A 20508-nucleotide genomic window follows, 5' to 3' on the forward strand; every position below is an offset into this window, starting at 1 on the left:
TCACTGGGATCCTAATGCGAAGTCATCGAAGGCGGGGCATCCTCCGGGGAGCTTCCCCATTCCTTGTTCGGCCGCGGCCCCATCTCCAGCACAAGCCGTCCCCCGTTCATCAATTCCTGATGGGTCAGCCAAGGCCGCGAATGCGGTTGCCCGTTCAAGACGGCGGATTGGATGTACTTGTTTGCCTTGGAGACATGATTCGCTTCAATGACAAACGTTTGGCCCTCCCCGACACGGAGGATCGTCTTCTCGAAGATAGGGCTCCCTATATCATACACGGGCCGCCCCGGGCACACCGGATAGAAGCCCATCGCGCTGAATACATACCAGGAAGAAAGCGAACCGATGTCATCGTCTCCGCACAGACCCGCCGGCCCAGCGTTGTACATCAGGTGCTGGATATCGCGTACGCGCCGCTGGGTTTTCCAAGGGGCTCCGGCATAATTGTATAAGTACGGGATATGAAAGCCGGGTTCGTTGCCATGCGCATACATCCCGATCAGTCCCGACATATCGGGGAATTGCCCGAGAAACCATGGCTTCTCCATCGTGTATTGCTCCGTAAACAAAGCGTCGAGCTTTTGAACGAAAGCCTCTCTCCCGCCCATCAGGCGGATTAATCCCTCCACATCGTGCTGGACATGGAAGGTATAAATCCAGCTGTTCACTTCGGCAAAATACCCCTCCCCGGCAAATCCGCCGGACAGCTTCGGATCAAACGGTTCGACCCATTCCCCTTCCGCCGTCCTGGGAGCCATCAGCCCGAGGTCCGAGCGGAATAGGTGGCGATAGTTGCTCGCGCGTTGAAGAAAAAGCTCGGCTTCCTCTTCCCGCCCCAGTTTACGGGCCACTTGGGCGACGCACCAATCGTCATAAGCCCGCTCCAGAGTCACGGACACGGATTGCCGGCGGTGCCAAGGATCGACCTCGGGCACCCATTCGTCAACGCCAACTTCAGGCACCCAGGTAATCTGATTTGGCATCTTCTCCATGACGAGATTCCATAACTTTTTTCTCCACTCGTCCGGGTCGGCGACTTTCGCCTCCTCCCTAACAGGGAGCGCAGGGAACCAGCCTTTTTCGTAGTACACCTGGTCCAATTCCGTAGCCGGCACCGTCCGCCAAGGGATCAGAGACATTTCCGTGGCATCCTTGACCATTCCTTCATAGGCCTTCTCGACCTGAATATCATCCAGCCCTTTCGCACAGGCATCCGCGATGAGCGAAGCGGCATGATGGCCAATCATCACCGCGTGATCTCCGCCCGGATGAGGGAATTTGGGCAGCAACCCGCCTTGTTCGTACATGCGGACCAACGAGTACACCATATCTTCGAAGACGCGGGGTTCGATAAGGCTCTGCAAAGGACGGGCACAGCGATACGTATCCCAAAGCTGGTCATGCGTGTAGAAGTCCCGGCCTTCCGTCTTGTGGACTTTTCCGTCAAAGCCGCTGTAATATTGGCCATCTTCCGTCATATTCCGCATCCGTTGCAGCGTACGGTACATCGCCGTATAGAAAATCGTCCGCTCTTCCTCCGTCCCGCCTTCCACCTCGATTGCCGAAAGCGCGCGGTTCCAAGCGTCCCGGGCTCGGGAAACGGCAGCCTCGAAGTCCCAATCCGGCAGCTCCTGCTGTTGGTTCTTCCGGGCTTGCTCCAAGCTGATATAGGAGATCCCTACCTTGAACTCTATCGTTTGTTCCTGTTGCTGCGGCTCATAGGTCAAATAGATGGCGGGGCTGTTTTTGATGGAGCCACATGACAACGCGGCCTCTCTCATTTCCAAGCTGAAATAGCAAACCTGTCCTTTATTGGCGCGCTGCCCTTCGATCACACGGCCATCGTGTTTATGGATTTGCGTCGTCTCGCCGCCGTTGAGGATGATATGGAGCGGCCCGTCGGCGTGAAAGCGAAAATAAGCACTGCGCTGAGCCACCGTCATCTCGGCATTGATCTCAGGATCCTCCAGGAAGACACGGTACTTGTAAGGCCGAGTCTCCTCCAAATCATGATCGAAGGCAGAAGCAAGCGCTTCCAGTCGATCGGACAAAGGGCTGCCGGAAACCGTCACCGATGCTGGTCCGAAGGAGAATCCGAAATTTTTGTCCGTCAAATACTTGTCTCCGATACCCGGCGTGGTGACCGGATCAATCTCCATCATCCCATGAGGAAGCTGAACGGTTGGAGACGTGGACCACGTTTTGTAGGACAATGTCCCGATATTGGTATTGACGTACGATGCCCAATCCCGATCCGCACGAGCGGTTGTATTCTTCAATTTTATCCCTCCCAAAATGATATTCCTATTTCAATTATATATAATATATTCATCATAACATATAGCACAAAAATTATAGCGTCAATTACGATTTCTCTTAGGGGCTTCCTCCCTCTTAAAAACAGAAAAGCGACCTTTGCAGGTCGCTCGCTTTTGAAATTGCATGAAGGCTGGGAATTCGAAGGAGAATCGACAAGTGTGGGTTATCCTTCTACCATTTTTATCATTCTACCAATGACCATCACCGCCTCCGCCCGGGTTGCCTGGTCTTGGGGGTGTATGGTGCGGTCTGGATATCCGGAGAAGATCCCCTGCTCCGTCACGGCTTGGACGGCATCCTTCGCCCAACTCGAGATCCGTTCCCCGTCCGCGAAGGACAGAACGCTCTTCGGCTTCTCTAAATGCAAGGCGTTTGCCGCTATCACGGCCATCTGCTCCCTCGTAATCGGCTGGTCCGGTGCAAAGAGTGTGTCGTCAATCCCCCGGATGACCCCGTTGGCGTAGGCGATGGAGATTGCCGACCGTGCCCAATGCTTCTCCGTGTCGGCAAACGTTTTATCCCCTGCCGCTTTCCATGCCATCGCCGAGTTCAAGATCGAAACGAACTCTGCCCGCGTAATCGGACGGTTCGGCCGGAAGGTGCCGTCCGGATACCCGCTGACGATCCCGCTCTCCGTAAGATGCCGGATCGTTTCCTCAGCGTAGTGGCCTTGGATATCCGTCAGTACGACCGCTGGCTCTTGGATCTCAACCGTTCGGGAGAGGGCCGCAAATTTCGTAAAATGATCGGTTGTGCCGCTGACGATGCCGTTTTCGTAGTCAACGAGCAGATCGTTCAACGCAACCCATTCCCCCGTCTCCTCGTTCAGCCAAACTAGCAGGATCTGTTTGCCATCCTCCTGCTTCACGTCGGCGTTCAGACGCAGTTGGATGGTCACAGGGACAAGGAATTTCCCCGGTACATTCTTCTTAAAATCGAGTACCCGGCTAACCAGACGTTCCTGATCGGACAACGGCAGGGCACTCGTATCTGTGATCTCTTCGATCGTCACCTGGAACGGGCGATCCAGCGCACCTGCCGGAAACCGGATTTCCCCTCCAGTGAACTTCGCTGTGCCGCCAGCAGCTCCGATCGGATATACGTTATTCGGCAAGGACGGAGCCCCGCTGTTGGAGGACGTATTGCCGCCCGGCGATGGCGCCGGGTTACTGCTTCTCTGGATCAGCCGGAACCGCTGGGACGTTGCCGTCTTCTCGTTCCCCGTCTGATCTGCCGCTCTCACATGCAGGTACCAATCGCCGTCCGCTCCGCTCTTCGTCAAATTAGCGCCACTAACGAACGGTACCCAGCCATCCGTTGGCGAAGCGGGATCCGTTGTCCATACATATTGGAGCGATGAAGCATCGACTCCGCTTCCGGTATCCCCTACCGTCGTCCGGGTTGAAGCCGAACCCTCCGCGACTTCCCGACCGTTCGGGGAGAAATCGATAGTAGGAGGCGTTTGATCGATCCTCACCTTCATCTCTTCGGACAGACGATGTCCAGCTTCATCCTCCGCTTCGAAAACAACTCGATGATCCCCATCCCCGGTGATTTCGATTGGCGTCCCATTCGCATACGCTTGCGGCGACCCGCCATCCATCGTATAGGTAAAGGAAACGATCTCGCCGAATCCCGCCGCAGCGTACACACTGGCGGTAACGCTCTGGTTCGTCCAGTCCCCTTCCCCATAAGGACTGCCATCCGCTTGAACCATCTCCGGGGTCAAGGTCAGCCCGCTGGCGCTGATTTTCACCGTACGCCGTATCGTCGTTTCCATCCCCGCCGAATTAACCGCCTTGAAATCGAGGACATGTACGCCGTCATCCCGAAGCTCAAGGCTCGACGTGTACGCCGTCCAGGTATCCCCGTCATCCAATGAATAAACAAACTCGGTGACGTCTGCAGAATCTCCATAAACCGAGGCGCTCACCGTCACAGGCTGGTTCGTCCACGTTCCGTCTAGATATTCGTCCCCATTTGACGTGGTCATCGTAATCGTAATCTCCGGCGGCCAAGGTTGATCTGCCACACTGAGCAGCGGATGACCCGCCAGATCGGAGACATTTCCCACATTCGCGTCATAGGACAGCTGGATGTCCTGTCCGCTATGCAGCTCCTCGCCGACCGTCAACTCTAAGGTTTTCGCTCCGGTTTTTACGGTATCAAGAACCCCAATTCCAACACCGTCTGCGGATACGAAAAACCCTCCCGTTGCAAGCAGGTTTACCTCTTCATCCAAAGTCACCACGAGGTGATTTGGAGCTTCGACTCGTAGGTTCACGATCGCCGGGGGAGCGGTGTCAATGCCGAGATTCGCGGCAATGCCTTGCAAGGCCGGATACGATTTCCCTTCCTCGATCGTCCAGGTCCCATTAAAATCCCACGTCTCGAACGTGGATTTGCTCTTCATCGCTGCAGTCGGCTTCCCGCCTCCATGGCCCGTTGTTGCAGCATCATAATATCCCGCGGTGACGCTGGAAGTCGGGCTGAAATCCCGGCCTACCAACCCTCCGATTTCGGAACCGGAGCCTGGGACATTCCCTGCGGCATATGCCCGGTTGACCGTTCCGACATGTCGTCCGATCAGACCGCCGGTTTCGGAGCTCCCCGCAACGGAACCGGTGGCATAAGCATCTTCAATTAAACTCCCCAGATCGGCACGGCCCACCAGGCCGCCAACCACCATCCAGCCGGAGACATCGCCTCCCGCGAACGATTTCGTGATGACGCCGGGATACATATTACCCACCAGGCCCCCGACTTTCTCAATGCCGCTTACGCTGGCTGTCGAATAGGACAACTCGACGGTCCCCCCGCTCATATCCCCGATTAAGCCGCCGCTGGAGTATCCTCCGTTGATGCGGCCGCCCTCTACCCCAATGCCGTGCACGCGGCCTCCAACGCCGAGACTCCCAATCAACCCGACCTGGACGGTTCCCGGGCGGTTGATGAATAAGCCGCGAACCGCATGCCCTTGGCCATCGAGCTGCCCGGTGAAGGGTCCGAGCGTCGCATCGCCAATTGGCGCGAAGCCCGCCCCATCCTCGTCGCTCGTGGCCCACATATCGGCCCGGCTATCGTCCGTGAACACCGTGCCGAAATCCATATCGCTTACCAGCGTATAATCCGCCGTCAGATCCATCGCCATCAATTGTAGTTGATGGGCGTTGCCGACAACCTGTGACCGTTCCGCCCGAAGGAAAGGCCGCGTTGAACCTTCCATCATGAACCAGTCCGCCGTGAAATCCAACCCGGTGTAGCTCGCCTGGCTCAGCGCTTGTGCGGTTGTTAGGCTTGTCGCGTCACAAGAAACCTTCTCGTAAGCATCATTAAAGTAGCCGCACCCGTCCGCCTGCCCTGAAGTCTCTTCATCCCAGTAGTTACCTTCCATAAAGGTGCCGTTATTGGAACCAAGCACGCCGCCGACATCACCTGCGGGAGCAGTAACCTGACCGGAGGCATGGGACTTACCGATATAGCCATCTACCGCCATGCCGACCAGTCCGCCAACGATTTTGTCTCCGCTGACAGACCCAATGTTATAGGATGTGCTTAAGATTCCACCGGACAGATACCCCGCCAAACCGCCTATGTAATTACCACTTCCATGAACCGTGCCGGCAAAATAGGATCGACTTAACTCCCCCCCTTCCTTCAGCCCGATAAGTCCGCCAACCGTGTCATTTCCTTCCACATGACCGGTCGCATACGATTCCGTTACCGTTCCATCGCTGCGTCCTACCAATCCTCCGACATTATTCGTTCCGCTGACATTCCCCGTAGCGTACGAGGCGAGAATCTGGCCGTATTCGTAACCAACCAGCCCCCCAACCACTCCAGATCCCCATACATCGACCCCGGCATGGGACTGCTCGATCGTCCCGTTATTGTTCCCTGCCAGTGCGCCGGTAGAGGTGCCGCCCGTGATGGTACCGCCCTCCATCCCTAGATCTCGAACCATGCCTCCCGTGCCAATCATTCCAAACAGCCCCACCCCATCCTGAGACGGCCGATTGATCGTCAGGTTACGGATGACATGACCTGCCCCGTCGAACACCCCCGTGAACTGCTTGGAGCTGTCCCCGCTGTCTCTTTCCCCAATCGGCATCCAGCCCGCTCCGCCGTCCCAAACTTCCGTCGCCGACGCATCGATATCCGCGCCAAGCCGATAGTGGGCCGTCAAGTTGCCCCGTACTTCATCAAGCTGATCCAGCGTCGTGACGATAAAGGGATCCCCCGCCGTCCCGTTTCCCGCCATCGCCAATCCTTCCGAATCCGCGAAAACGGCCATTGGCGGGACACCCAACACCAACGACAGTACCATCAACCCTATGAAAAAACGCTTCATTCCGTTCAACCCTTCCTTCTCTCTTTCGCCGAATAATAATCATTCTAAAATTATAAAAGATCTCATCGGCTATCGAATCTAACTGCGGTTATAGATTCGGTTATAGAAGGGGGGATGAACGCTCCTATATAGCAAAAAAAGGGCTCTGCATGCATTTTCACGAATGACAAAACCCTGTCGGGAAATCCAGGGTCTAAATAATTTCAATTCTCGTTTCCTGGACATCTACAATTGTGTTTACTTCCTCATTATCATGCCAATAGATCTCGCATCTAATGTTCGAGTTTGATTCTTTCTTTATGGCGACAACTTTATTTACGTTCCAATCGATCGACACCTTAAATTGACCTGAACTAACAGGAACATTTTCAGAACCAAGTTCCCATATCACAATTTCACCAATTCTATTTATCTCTTTATCCGCCCGAGTTTTTGAATAAAAATGGATCGTTGTATTTTCTGGCAAATTCATTAAATCATAGTGGATACTCGGATTGCTGTACTGTCCGTCTCGATCATTCCCTTGGACAATTACACCACTTTCCAAAGAATGGTTTTTGCATCTATATTGAAGTAAATTTTCCACATCTCTAAATACAATCGATGTATTTGCGGGTATACTTCTCCACAATTTAACACAATCGATGATCTGGTTATGTCTTTCCAGGGCCGGAACCACAGTATTATTGTAATGATTCAGTCGATTCTCTTCACATCTTCCCTTATAGACAGATAAATTCTCAGATCCACTCCATCTATGTTTTTTTTTGCCCCACTGTGAAGTGTAATAGGCATAATTTTGAGGGTCCATATCTCCTACGGGCAAGCCTCTACCGCTGCTACAGGATGAAGAGACAAAGGTTTTTGCCAATTCTATAATCTCCGTTGATTTTGCCTCCGCCCAATCTGCGTATTCCTTTGCACGACTCGTCAAATCTTGAACAAAAGCTCCATTGGTACTCGATAGATATCTTAGACATACTAAATCCATACTTGCAGAGATCATGAAAGGTCCTAAAGTTTTAGTGCCCTCCATGATAAAACGCTCCGCCAAAATATGAACCTTTCCTTCAAGTTGTTTGATCATATCCGTATCTTGCTTGGGTAAATACATTAGAATGTCTTTTCTTACGGCCTCAAGATCGGCAGACCATTCCTCAATAAATTGTTGATTTACGATTTGATCAATCCGTTGGCAGATTTCATCAACCGAACTTCGTATTAATTGATCAGTAGATGATTCAATGCCAAGTAGTTTTTCTAGTTCTACTCCAATCGTATCTCCGGCCAATTTGCTAACAATTCCTGCTGCAATCCATCCTGCAACAGCCATCCAATCGACAACAAAAGTTTCTTCAATAAAATTGTTCTGATAGTTTTCTCTTGTCATTATTTAGCCCCCCATTTTCTTTGAGTATTTTCCCCCTTCTTCTACCACGTTATCCATATTCCTTATATGATAACGGCGGTCTGGGAATGGCCGATGATCAATAAACAAAGAAGAGTTATCGGAAGTGATCCGATAACTCTTCTTGTGTATCAAGGGGATATCCAAGCCATATCTAAGCCAGCCACAACTTCTCTTGCGTAGGCTGCTCTTCGAGGTACTCCTCATATTGCGGCTGAACGGGCGCATGGAATTGAGTTGGAGCCGGCTCTGGCGTCGGCTGCAGATAAGCCTCGTCCACATACATGATTCTGCGTTGAACCTGCATCAATCCATTCACGACGCGAAGCGCGACCCAGAACAACACCAGGCCAATGCCTTCGGAGAGCAGATACTGCTGATTATAGGTCCAATCGATATGGAAATACGTGAATAGGGTGTTTTCCAAAATATCCAGCTTCATTTCATTCATCAGAATGATATGCACGACGGGAAGGGCAATAAAGCCGATCCCTAGGGCAAGGGCCGTAACCATCACCGCAAAGAAGACGATGCCGGTGATGAAACGAAGGATCACGAGCATCAGATTTCGGAAGAACAACTCCCCGTCAAACCCCTTCACCATACGCATAAACCAATTTTGTCCAGCCTCTGCTTGTGCGTAGTTTGGAACCGCCGCGGGCGGAACCGGCAACCTTAAAATATGCCGAATCAGACTTTGCTCAAAGCTCACAATCCCATTCAACAGCTTGGCCATTCCAAAAAACATCGGGATCCCGATAAACACCGGAATCAACGCAATGGAAAGGGCCAGCCCCGTGATCGCTACCGTCAAATAAATAATCCCCAACGGGAGAGAGAGCAAGAGATAGAGCATCGTTGCATAGGTCTTGGGATTAAACAGCGCCCAATTCACCTTCCCCACTTTCGCCACATTCGTCGCTTCTACTGCTTTCACTTTCAAACACTCCTTTACCTTCATCAGTCACGCGCAAAGTTTATAAACCCATTATAACTACCGTATTGGCGCGATATAACCGTCTTAGGTGGTGTTTGGAAGCTAGACTTTAGGCTAGGGCGATTCGAAAATAAAAGAGGCGAACCGTGGAACTGAAATCCACCATCCGCCGCCGTGCAATTAGCCCAAGAATGCGATAGAGCGCTTTACTTTTTTGGCAAAATCAATCGGATCATCGATGGATTCCCAGTGAACATACATCAGCCGCGGACTATCAAAGAGCCAGTGATTGTGAACCGCCGTTACTTTAATCCCGTTTTTGCGCAAATTGGTTAACAACCGATTAACCTGGCTTTGGAAGAGAGCCGTTTCCCCCAAACAAAGGGCACGACCTGAGCGATCCAATGACTCAAACGAGAACAGTTGATAACGGATCAACGGGGAAGTCGTTTTTCTCCCCAATATTGCAGCATTAATTCTTCGATTTCGGCTGACAAAACAAACGGGCCCTTTGGTGATTTCATGCTCCGTTCCACCTAAAATGCTAGAAAACTCGTTACACAGTCTTCGAAAACGAGGACTTGCCTTCACTTGTGCCGCCATTGCATTCATCCTTTCCATTCATCCGATAATCATCATCACGAGACAAAGCCGGACTAACCCAAAAAGGCAATTGAAGCTTTGGTTTTTCTAGCAAACTCAATAGGATCCGAGACAGCCTCCCAGTGGATATACATCAACCGTGGATTTTCCTTTAGCCAGTGGTTATGAACGGCTGTCACTTTGATCCCCCGCTTCCGGAGGTTCGTGATCAAACGGTTGACCTGATTCTGATGCAAGGCCGTCTCCCCCAGACAAAGCGCACGCCCCGACTTATCCAGCGATTCAAACGAAAACATCTGCATCTGAACCAAAGGAGACCGCGTTCTTCTTCTCAAGATCGACTCGCGCAGTTTCGTCATCCGCGTGACAAAACAGACCGGACCTTCTTCGATCTCGGATTCGCCGCCCAAGATTTTGCCGAATTGGTTACACAGTCTTCTGAATTGAGGACTTACCTTCCCATGTGCCGCCATAGACATCCTCCTTATCAATATCAAGACATCCTATGTCAGAAAGAAATCATATGCATAGACATTTACTCTTGCTGAACAAATAAAAAAAGCACCCAAAAAGGTGCTTGATAAACCGTAACTTGCATCGCCTTAGTTCGCGTCAGGCTGCGGCCGTTCCTCGTTTCCACAAACCGACCGCGCAGATCAACAAAATCAATACCTGGGCCGAAACCACCACCAACGCTGTTTGGTCGAAGACAACCTCCGTGCTAAAGGAGAGGAAGTTATGGACCGCATGCCACACGATACCGATCCAAAGACTGCGGGTAATACTGACGATGAGTGCAAGCACGATTCCGACGAGAAAAGCAAAGACGATCTGCAGGAGAACCTCCACAGGGGTGGTTCCGCTTAGGGCGTTAGCGGCATGAAGCACGCCAAACACTACGGACGAGCCGATCACGGCCTGTTTACGGCTTCTTCGCGACAGGAAGGAAAAGGCCAATCCTCGAAAATAAAGCTCCTCGTTAAAGCCAACCACCACGGTGAACAGAGCCAGCACGGCGTATTCGGCGCCCGGACGGGTATACGCTTCGGGACCGTAGGCGACGAGCGGAATGACCTCCAACAGCAACAACGGCACGCCTAACCAAATGGAGCGTACGCTACCCGAGGCAGGGCGGCGAAAGCCGATCTCTTCAGCCGAAATCCGGGAACGGCGCAACAACCACAGGCCCACCAAGATGGATAAAACCACGGACGCTGTCATGACAAGGTAAGACGGGACTTCCGCCAATTCGGCGACTTGGGCTGCCGCAGAGCCGACAGCGGTCAGAAAGGTGCAGATCAGGGCCGCGATGACGGCGGCAAGGTAAGGATGTTTGGTGATGAATTTCTCGGACATGGTTAAAGCTCCTCGCCTTCTTTTTTGAATATAGCTCGCAGTCCTTTAAATACACTGCCCAATACGTCTCTCGCCTCCGCGTCGTCCATCGTGCTGCTATTCGTTGCGACCAATGAGGCGATCCCGTGGGTCGTATACCAGATCCCTGCATATAACCTCCGCGCTAAATCGGGGGAAAGTCCGGTCATGCTCCCGATCATCGCAATCACCTGGTCGTCGCCTTCGGTGGAGCCGGCAATCTCGGTCACCTTCTCCTGCTGAAGCCGGTTGGACATAAATAGAAGCTGGAATAGCTTCTTTTCCGTCCGTGCAAACCGGATATACGCGAGACCCATCTCCAGAAAGCCGTTCCCGCCGCCCTGCATCGCCTCCAGCATCGCCGTGTTGTAGAGATGCTCCGCATAGGCGGATATCGCTTCCCTTAATTCTTCCATCGAAGCAAAGTGGCTAAAAATCGGCTGCGTGGAAGTGCCCAGCTTCTTCGCGACGTTTCGCGCATTGACGGCATCCATTCCCTCTTCACGCAACAGCTCCAGCGCCGCATCCAATACGATTTCCCGCGTGACCTTCGGCTTTGGGGGCATAAGATTTCCTCCTTGTTTCCGTTAAATAACAGTTGTTATATTACGTATGTTATTTTATATTCAGCCCTATGTCAATGATATTTTTTCGGTTTGCAGGCCCTCCCGTCAACACCCTCATTTCCTTATCTCCCTCGTTTTTTCAGCTGAAACCTTCAGTTTCCTTTTTTCCAGATACCTCTGATAAAACCAAATGGAAACCGTTAACCAGCTGCCGCTTGCTAAGAATCCACCAAGAACATCACTTGGATAATGTACGCCTAAATAGATACGGCTGACTCCAATTGCGGTGATCATCGTGATGCTAATTATGATTAACAATCCACGGCCAACGGGTGTTGATATATGGCGCCAGAGTAAATAGGCGAGAATTCCATACAAACTAAAAGCAGCCATAGAGTGTCCGCTGGGAAAACTAAACCCGTTTGCATTTACAATTCGATGTAATGTGGGACGGGCACGATGAAAGATAACCTTTAATGTTTCGTTTAAAAGAGCTGAACCGACGACGACAGATGCAAATAAAATCAACTCTCTACGGTGATGTAAAACTTGATATAGAAAAAACAGAACAATTATTGTAAGAACGACGACGGGAATTCCTCCGCCGATAAAGGTAAAGAATCTCATGATATTCGTAAGTGCAGGTGCTTCTCGTCCTTGAACCAAAGAAGTAATTACGCTGTCAAATTGGTTTATCTTTTGATCGGATACCAGCAGGGCTACGATTCCAAATCCTAAAGCGCTCAGAAGGCTTATAAAAAAGGCGCGGGTTAGCTGTAACTTTAAATTCACTTTTAAACAGACTCCTCTTTTACTGGGCTCCTTTTTGCTGCCCTTTGAATTGTTGACCGTTCCTGAGATGGTCGCCCCCCCAACCACCTTAATCTGTGCATTTTTAGGAAAAATACCCTTGAACGATATGCGTTCAAGGGTATTTCGGAATCGTATTCGTGATCTTAGCCAATAGTCACCTTGGAAAGTAGAGAAAGTTCTGCTTTCTATTTTGCAATCTGGCAGATCAAGCTTCGCGCCTCCGAATCAGCTCCTTCTCCAGACTCTCTCTTCCTCGGTTCATCGCCCAGAAATGGTTCGAGGTGAAGAGCGGTTTTAAGACCGGCGAGAACAGTTTGAGCAAGGGCTTCTCGGCGTTCACGTACCAATCGAATCGTACGTTCACGTATTCCCCGTCTTGCTCGAACCGCCATGTTCCGTGACCGACCAAGTCACCCGAAGACTTCAAGGCGATGGAATGCGGCGCTTGTTCGGCCGTCTTGCATGACCTCCAGCGAAGCTTGTAGGGCAGCTTGCCTCTGGAGAGAATATCATAGACTTCGTTGCCCGTCTCTTTGTCCGTGCCTCCCGATTGAATCTTCAAGTACACTTCGGGCCACCAGCGAGGATAGTCCAAGAAATCGGAGCAAATCTCATAGATCTCCCAAATGTTCCCCTTCACCCGCCAATGGGTCGGCATGTAATATTCGTTCGCAGCCATGGCTTAGTTCATCCCCTCCAACAGTTGTTCGACTTCAGGACTTAACGAGATCGCTCGCAAGAGGACGGTCAAAACTTCGGCTCGGGTAGCGCTGTTATTCGGGTCAAACACATTCTCGCTCCGGCCATTGATAATGCCGGCATTCGCGGCAAGCTGAATCTGATCCTTGGCCCACGTATGTTCGAGATCCTGTAGATTCGCCGTCTTCTCTTGCTTCACCCCCGCCAAATTAATTATCCTTGCGAGGATCGCAATCATCTCGGCACGCGTGATATCTCGATCGGCATGGAACATGCCGTCCTCATAGCCTTTGATGATGCCGTTGCTGGCCAGGGTAAGGACTGCATCCCTCGCCCAACTGTCCTCAAGATCGGTAAAGCCGGGCGTCGCCGCGGTACCTTGGGTAAGCGGGAACAGCCTCACGAGCATTGAAGCGAATTCTCCTCGCGTGATGATGGCGTCCGGCTTGAAGGTCCCGTCGTCGTATCCTTGAACAATCCCGAGTTTCGCGGACAAACGGATGCTGTCCGCTGCCCAGTGGTCTTTCGTATCCGGAAAGACGGGAACGTTCGCATGGTGAGGATCGTTGATTTTGGCGGTAAGTGCCGCCAGCATCGTCTGAATCGCTCCCGCGTCATTCACGTCAATCGGAGGTCGGCCGGGAACGACATGGAGTATCGCAGGCTTCTCTGGCGGCTGCGTTGTCGGGTCCGTCGGTGTCGTTGGGCTCGTCGGTGTTGCCGGGGCTGTCGGCGTTGTCGGACCCGTTGGCGTTGTCGGATTCGTCGGCGTTGTCGGATTCGTTGGCGTTGTTGGGGTATCCCCGCCGCCAGATTGACGCTTGTAGATCGTGACTTCTTGGCTTCCGACGACCCCGGAGCCATCCTGAGCCGCCGCCTGAACCGTCACGGTACCGGCATGTTCCGCCTTCAGCAATCCATTCTCATCAATGACCGCCTTACCGGTACCGCCTTGGATTGACCACGACACCTGCTTGTTCGTGGCATCGTCCGGATTCACGCGGACGGTCATTTGCAGCGTGTCACCTTCATAAACGGAAGATGTGACGCTTGTCACCGTAATGCTGGAAACCGGGATCGTGACGATCGGTTCCGAAGCCCTCGTGATCGTAACCCGGTAAGCTTTGGTCGTTCCATTATCCGCTATTACGAATAACGTTACGGGGTTGGAGCCCACATTCAGGTGGACCTCTATAGGATGACCGGACTCAACTATATTCCCGTTGACGGTTATAGTCGCCGCCAGATCAGATACTTCAGGCACGATCGTGACGCTGCTCGTCGCATGTCCGACGTCGGCCGTATAGCTGGTAACCTCCGCTTGGAACTGAGGCGTTAAATCACCGACGCTCAGCGTCAAGCCCGCTAAGTTGGCATCCGAGCTTGGATTTGAGCCAGACATCGGCTTAACCCGAATCGATACCGTTGCCGGCTCCGCACTCGATCCATCAAGGCTCGCCAATAGCTCGACTATGGTTGTCTCGGCTACCTGCGGAGCTTTCCAAATGGTTTCGAAAGTGCCGTTTTCATCGGTTACCACCGTTGCCATGTCGGTCTCCGACAGGATCCACTTGCCTCCGTCCGGGCTGCTCAAGTGAACGGAGACGTTCGCTTGAGGCGTATTCCCTTCATCTACAACCGTACCGGTAACCCGAATTTCCTCGCCGCTTGACACCACATTGCTGAACGCGAACAGCTGGATCGCGAGCTGCTTGTTCTCCCACTTGGCGTATAAGGTCATGTCCCCGGCAACCGTATCCTGTTCGAAGTTCCATGGTGTCACATAGCTCGGGTCCTTGTACCAACCGGCAAATCGATACCCCTCCTTGCCCGGCGTCGGCGGCTCAGTAAGATTAGCCCCCTCGCTGGCGGTCGTCGCAGGGATGGCCGTTCCCCCGTTCGTCTCATACGAAACGGAATATTGCGCGGGCGCAGGTTGCCATTCAGCATAGAGCTTCACAATTCCGCGTACGAGCTTGAATTTATAGCTTTTACCCGCCTCATGGAAATTTCCGCTTCCATCGTTCCCCGTATTCCATCCTTGGAAAGTAAATCCCGTTCTCTTTAAGCTCCCGCCCGGCTGAATGACCATCGATGAATAATAACTGTAATGCGTATTGTCGACCGGCGCTTCCCCTTCGGTTTGCCCGTTGCCGTCATATTCGACGCGGACATCGCTCGATTCAAAAGGGAACCCGTTCGAAGTCGCATAATTGACCATGTCTTGGTCGCCAACGGCCGGGAAGATGAGCTTGACTCCATTCTGCGTCCCTCCGAACACTTCGTCCCCCAGCCTCAAGGTCGCAGGCAGGATCACTTGAGTGAGCCTGTTATTATTAAAGGCATTCGTATCCAAGTAAGTTGTCGTCCCCGGCAGAATGATGGAAGACAACCGATTCTCGGAGAACGCGCCGAACCCAATCTCTTGCAGCCCGTCTTCGGCGAACATTACATTCTCCAGAAGATTGTTATAGAACGCATAATCATCCACCTGGGTAACGCCGCTTGGGATCGTAATCGAAGTTAACCGATTATTCTCGAAAGCACGGCTGTTTACGGAAGTTAAGCCATCCGGCAGCGTCACCGCCATCAGCTCCTCGTTCGCAAAAGCACCCTCTCCGATCTCCATCACGACATAGCCGTCGATCGTCTCGGGAATGACCACATTCGAATCCGTTCCTTTGTACCTCGTAATCACAATCCCGCTGCCGTCGTCTTTCAGACGGTAGGTATAATCTCCGCTGGTCATCGTATCGGCTCTGCGGACATGCAGCGTATACGTCTGCGTGTGGAGTCCGTCCCCCGCGGTTACGTCGATCGGGATCAAGTTCAACCCGGCTTGCAACGGTACCCGGACGGCTGAACCGCTGGCGGCAGGCATATGGTTAATGCTCAGCGTGGACAGATCGCTGGCTGTGCTTGCCGTCACGCCGATACTCGTGACGACATGGCTGACGTCCGCAACGGTGTAATTGTACATGTCGCCCGAGAATTCCGGACTGAGCGTCATGGAATCTAGCGACAAGCCGCTTAACCGGGCATTGGATTTCTCCGATGGGACGACCTGAAGCGTCCGGCTGTCCATCACGTCGATTGTACCGTCTACGCTCCCCGTAAGGGTCACGGATTCAGGATCCGTGACCCAAGGAGCCGTCCATTCCGCGGTAAACCTGCCGCTCACATCCGTTGTCGCGGACGCGTCGCTGCCATCCGTAAGTTTCCATTTGCCCATCGTACTATTCAAATTCACGACGGCGTTCGCAACAGGCGAGTCGTTCTCGTCTTTCACCACGCCGATTACCGTCAGGTTATCGCCGCCCGTCACATCCTCGTTATCTGTCGTCAGCTCCAGTGAAGTGATCGCTGCCGATCCGTTCCATTTCCATTTCGCATATAGCGTCATATCTCCGAAGACGGTGCCCTGGGCGAAATCCCAAGGCTGCGAGTAAACGATGTCCTGATACCATCCGTCAAAGGCATATTCCGTCCTCGTCGGCACCGGTGGCTCGGTTGCTTGTTCTCCGTAGGCAACCGTTTGGGACGCGATGGGCGTCCCCCCTCTCGTATCGAACGTTACTTGATAGGAACTCGCCTCCCACTGGGCATACAACGTCAAGTTCCCGTACGGAAAGCCATAAATAATCGGATAGTTGCCGCCGAAGTAATTCGTCCCGCTTCCATCCGGCATCGTATTCCATCCTTTGAAGGTATAACCGTCCTTCGTTAACGAACCTTGATCCGGGACCACAAACTGTTTATAGCACACATAAGGCGTCGATGAGGGAGGTGTGCCCCCTGTGCTGCCGTTCCCGTCATAGGTAATCCCATATTTGCAAGGGACTACCTGGAGACCGTATTTGCTGGCATGGTTTTGAACCGATACGTCGCCGGCGAGCGGAACATAGATCGCAACATTCGGATTCAGACCGAATACGGGATACATATCCCCGCTGCCCAAATCGACATTCGGTGGGATCGCAACATTGCCCAATTGATTGCTCTCGAAGGCTTTGACGTGGATGGCGATTACCGATTTGGGGATTTGAAGCGTCGTTAATTGATTGTTGGCGAAGGCATAATCCTCAATTCGAGTTAGTCCTTCCGGAAGGGCAACGCTTGCCAGACGATTATGCTGGAATGCGCCCATTCCGATGGTTGCCAGACTGCCGGGAAGCGTTAGGCTTTCCAACTGATTGTTCTCGAAGGCATACGCACCCAGGAAGGTTAAGTTTCCAAGCGTAACGCTTTGTAGAAGGTTTTTTTGAAAAGCCCCTTTACCGAGGTACGTTACCCCGGGAAGCTCGATCGCGCCCAATCGATTGTCGGCGAAGGCATAATCGTAAATCTCCGCAACGCTCAGCGGGATCGCGGCGTGGGATAATTGGTTGGACTCGAAGGCATTGTTGCCAATGTACGTAACGCCATCCGGAATCGTGAGGTCTGTAAGCTGATTGCGGTAAAAGGCGAAGCTCTCGATTCTTGTAATGCCGATCGGGATCGTAACGCTGGCAAGTCCAGCGTTGGACAATGCGCTACTTCCGATGACGGTGACCGGCTTGCCTTCGATCTCGCTCGGAATGACGACCTCTGTGCTTGTTCCTGTATAACCCGTAATCGTGACCGTGTCATCCGATTGCACCACATAAGTAAAATCGCTGTCTTGAATTTCTTCCGCATGAGCCGTCGGCAGGGACAAGTTACCTCCAAGCATCACGCACAACATGAACAAGGTAAAAATTCGGCGCATAATTCTCCTCCAATTAAGATTGATCCATTGTCTATTAATGTAGAATAATCAATCCTATTAAAAAATCCCCCGAACGGGGGGGATTGGAAGGAGCGCCTGCCGGCTATGAAATAATCTTCAATTCCTTGGCGCGCTGCAGCGCCTTCACGCGGTTATTGACGTCCAGCTTCCGAAAGACGTTCTTCAAGTGAGACTTCACCGTTTCCGAAGTGATGTGCAGCGACTCCGCGATTTGCCTGTTGGATAACCCTTCCGCCATATACTGGACGATTCGCGTCTCCTGTCCGGTCAGCAAGCCGGTTGAGGCCGGCTCCTCCTCGGAAGCCTCCTCTCGATATTTCTCCCTGATCTTCTCCCACGTTCGGGCAAACCGTTGTTTCGTCACTGGCTTCATTAAGTAGTCTAAAGCGTTCACTTCGAACGCTTGTACCGCATAATCGTCGAAGCCCGTGACGAAGATGACGGAAAGGGAAGGATCCTGCTCCAGCAATAATCGGGACAACGACATCCCGTCCACTTCCGGCATGGAGATATCGAGGAAAGCCACTTGAATGGGGTTGGCTCGCACATACTCATAAGCTTCGCGCGGAGTCAGAAACGTGCCGCATACTTCGAGGTCCTCATATTCGGCAAGCAGATGCTGTAGCCCTCGCACCGACAAAGCTTCATCGTCCACGATCATCGCTCTTATCATCCAACTTCCTCCTGTCTGACGGATAGGGGAGCTCGAAGAACACTTTCGTTCCGACTCCGACCGCACTTTTGACTTGCAAGCTTGCGTCGTATAGCAGCTTGATTCGCCGTGCTATGTTTCTCAGCCCGATTCCTCTGCGCCCCGAATCCGAACCAAGCACTTCTTGCCGCTTCGCCTCGCTCATTCCGCATCCGTTATCCTCGACGCTGAACCGAAGATTCCCGTTCACTTCCCGAACCGAGATTTTGACGATGCCGCCTCTTACGCTAGACATCAGACCATGCTTGATCGCATTCTCGACCAATGGCTGTAAGATGAGCGGAGGAATGAGGTGATTCGAATCGGCCTCAATTTCGTACTCGATGGCTAACCGGTCGCCGAATCGTGCTTTTTCAATGTTGACGTAAGCCTGGGTCAATTCCAACTCGTTCTCCAATGTCGTGAACGTGTCCATTTGCTTGAAGTTAAGCCCGGATCTGAAATATTGAGAGAGGTCCAGCGTAAGCTGTTTCGCCTGTGGGGGGTCTTCTACGCAGAGAACGGCTATCGAATTCAGAGCATTGTTTAGAAAATGCGGCTGGATCTGCGAACGTAAAAAAGCGATCTCCGCATCTTTGGCTTCCGCCAGCCGCTGTTGATTTTTCACGATCGTCTCCTTAACTGTCTCATTCATCGCAACGAAGACCAGCACGACGACCACCATAACCAGGGTGTACAGAAGTATAGAGCTCAAGAACGTATCGAATAAGCCAATAAAGAGGGCCATTGAAATAAAACTGCAAATGCAATAGCTAACCGTCAGACCTGTCGCGATCCGCAGCTTTTGGTTCTTATTCGCTTGCAGAAATCGGGACTGGAAGTACATGAAGATCGGGATGCACATGAATACGGCCATCGTCGTCGCATAGAATCCGGCATCCACCCCAAGGTAGGAGCGGTAGAGCAGAATAAGCAAGGATAGAAACAGCGTCGTCTCGACCCCGCCGTAGAACGCCCCCAGAAGCAACGGAACGATACGGATATCGATGGATAATTGCTCGGTAACATGGACGGGAAAGGTCATGCATAACACAAGCGCGACTCCGAATAGAAGCGCCTGCGTCAGCCTGAAATACTTAAATCTTCCGAAGCCGATCGAATAAAATAATTGGAAAGCGAAAATTAACGTAACGACGAACGCTACCTGCAGCAATAAGTCTTCAAGGATATTCATCACAGCCGCCCTGTATCCTTCCCATCGATTCTATTAAGCCTATTGTAAGTAATCTCTGGCTGTTTTGTCTAACAGGGATGCTGCTCTTCTATTATCCGGTGACGGGGGCTAAACCTGCGGCAACGACCACCAGAACGTCTTTCACCGTGTCTTCCGCCGAACTCTGCTGCGGTTGCCTGCTCCACTCCATCGCTGATCCAAAGATGCCCCAGCTTGCGATCCGGGCGGTCGTCTCCACCGTCTTGACCGAAACGGAAGGTTCCGCTTGCTCGCTTAACCAGGCATATAAGAGGTCATAGAGTTCCTTTTGCATCACGAGCTCAAACAAGGTCTCATACTGACGATCCGCCAAAGACATATACGGACGCGTACAGAAGAGAAAATCGAACACGATCAAAATCAGCGTTCGCAGGCTCCCGATATCGGATAAAGCCGAATTCGGCAGCTCATCCTCCAGCTTCTCCAGGAATTTCTCCCTCATCCAGCTCTCCAGAAACGTAAATTTGTCTTCAAAATGCGCATAGAACGTAGAGCGATTTACGGTCGCGTAGGCCGTAATCTCTTGTATGGTAATCGAAGAGACATTCTTCTTCTGCTCCAGCAATTCCATAAAAGCTTGCATCAGGAGCTGACGCGTTCTTTTTACACGGGGATCGTTGGGGTTCGTGAGCATGTTAAGCCTCTCCTCTCTATCAGGATAAAAACAACAAATCGGGGCGTATGTTGGATAAGCCACGAATGCGCTCATTTATTGGTTGTAAGACCTAAATTGCTTAGATAAGAT

At 52.1% G+C, this 20508-nt stretch carries 14 protein-coding genes; all 14 read right to left on the reverse strand.

Going from position 1 to position 20508, the window contains the following annotated elements; all coding sequences use genetic code 11:
- Positions 1-11: 11 nt before the first annotated feature.
- On the reverse strand, positions 12-2279 hold the full coding sequence (locus IM700_RS08685) for a GH92 family glycosyl hydrolase (protein ID WP_193417226.1): 2268 nt from the start codon (positions 2277-2279) through the stop codon (positions 12-14).
- 203 nt (positions 2280-2482) lie between these two features.
- Complete coding sequence (locus tag IM700_RS08690) at positions 2483-6670, reverse strand: S-layer homology domain-containing protein (RefSeq protein ID WP_193417227.1); 4188 nt, start codon at positions 6668-6670, stop codon at positions 2483-2485.
- 193 nt (positions 6671-6863) lie between these two features.
- Entirely contained in the window at positions 6864-8060 is a 1197-nt protein-coding gene (locus IM700_RS08695) for a hypothetical protein (RefSeq protein WP_193417228.1), read from the reverse strand.
- A gap of 172 nt (positions 8061-8232) precedes the next feature.
- Positions 8233-9015: a sensor domain-containing protein gene (locus tag IM700_RS08700; RefSeq protein ID WP_193417229.1), complete on the reverse strand. Its 783-nt coding sequence runs from the start codon at positions 9013-9015 to the stop codon at positions 8233-8235.
- Positions 9016-9195: 180 nt separating this feature from the next.
- On the reverse strand, positions 9196-9618 hold the full coding sequence (locus IM700_RS08705; protein WP_418888770.1) for a DUF1259 domain-containing protein: 423 nt from the start codon (positions 9616-9618) through the stop codon (positions 9196-9198).
- Between the two features lie 53 nt (positions 9619-9671).
- On the reverse strand, positions 9672-10091 hold the full coding sequence (locus tag IM700_RS08710) for a DUF1259 domain-containing protein (protein WP_193417231.1): 420 nt from the start codon (positions 10089-10091) through the stop codon (positions 9672-9674).
- Positions 10092-10230: 139 nt separating this feature from the next.
- The gene (locus IM700_RS08715) at positions 10231-10974 is read right to left on the reverse strand and encodes a CPBP family intramembrane glutamic endopeptidase (protein ID WP_193417232.1); all 744 of its coding nucleotides are present in this window, start codon (positions 10972-10974) and stop codon (positions 10231-10233) included.
- Between the two features lie 2 nt (positions 10975-10976).
- Positions 10977-11558: a TetR/AcrR family transcriptional regulator gene (locus IM700_RS08720; protein WP_193417233.1), complete on the reverse strand. Its 582-nt coding sequence runs from the start codon at positions 11556-11558 to the stop codon at positions 10977-10979.
- 114 nt (positions 11559-11672) lie between these two features.
- Entirely contained in the window at positions 11673-12350 is a 678-nt protein-coding gene (locus IM700_RS08725) for a phosphatase PAP2 family protein (RefSeq protein WP_193417234.1), read from the reverse strand.
- Positions 12351-12576: 226 nt separating this feature from the next.
- Entirely contained in the window at positions 12577-13050 is a 474-nt protein-coding gene (locus IM700_RS08730) for an SRPBCC family protein (RefSeq protein WP_193417235.1), read from the reverse strand.
- A 3-nt stretch (positions 13051-13053) separates the two neighbouring features.
- Positions 13054-17817: a leucine-rich repeat protein gene (locus IM700_RS08735; protein ID WP_193417236.1), complete on the reverse strand. Its 4764-nt coding sequence runs from the start codon at positions 17815-17817 to the stop codon at positions 13054-13056.
- A gap of 103 nt (positions 17818-17920) precedes the next feature.
- Positions 17921-18511: a response regulator transcription factor gene (locus tag IM700_RS08740; RefSeq protein ID WP_193417237.1), complete on the reverse strand. Its 591-nt coding sequence runs from the start codon at positions 18509-18511 to the stop codon at positions 17921-17923.
- The gene (locus IM700_RS08745) at positions 18483-19724 is read right to left on the reverse strand and encodes a sensor histidine kinase (RefSeq protein WP_193417238.1); all 1242 of its coding nucleotides are present in this window, start codon (positions 19722-19724) and stop codon (positions 18483-18485) included. Before IM700_RS08745 ends, IM700_RS08740 begins: the two co-directional genes overlap by 29 nt.
- Before the next feature lie 91 nt (positions 19725-19815).
- The gene (locus IM700_RS08750) at positions 19816-20397 is read right to left on the reverse strand and encodes a TetR/AcrR family transcriptional regulator (protein WP_193417239.1); all 582 of its coding nucleotides are present in this window, start codon (positions 20395-20397) and stop codon (positions 19816-19818) included.
- Positions 20398-20508: the final 111 nt, after the last annotated feature.

The sequence above is a fragment of the Paenibacillus rhizolycopersici genome (assembly GCF_014947195.2).
In the GTDB taxonomy this organism is placed as follows: domain Bacteria; phylum Bacillota; class Bacilli; order Paenibacillales; family Paenibacillaceae; genus Fontibacillus; species Fontibacillus rhizolycopersici.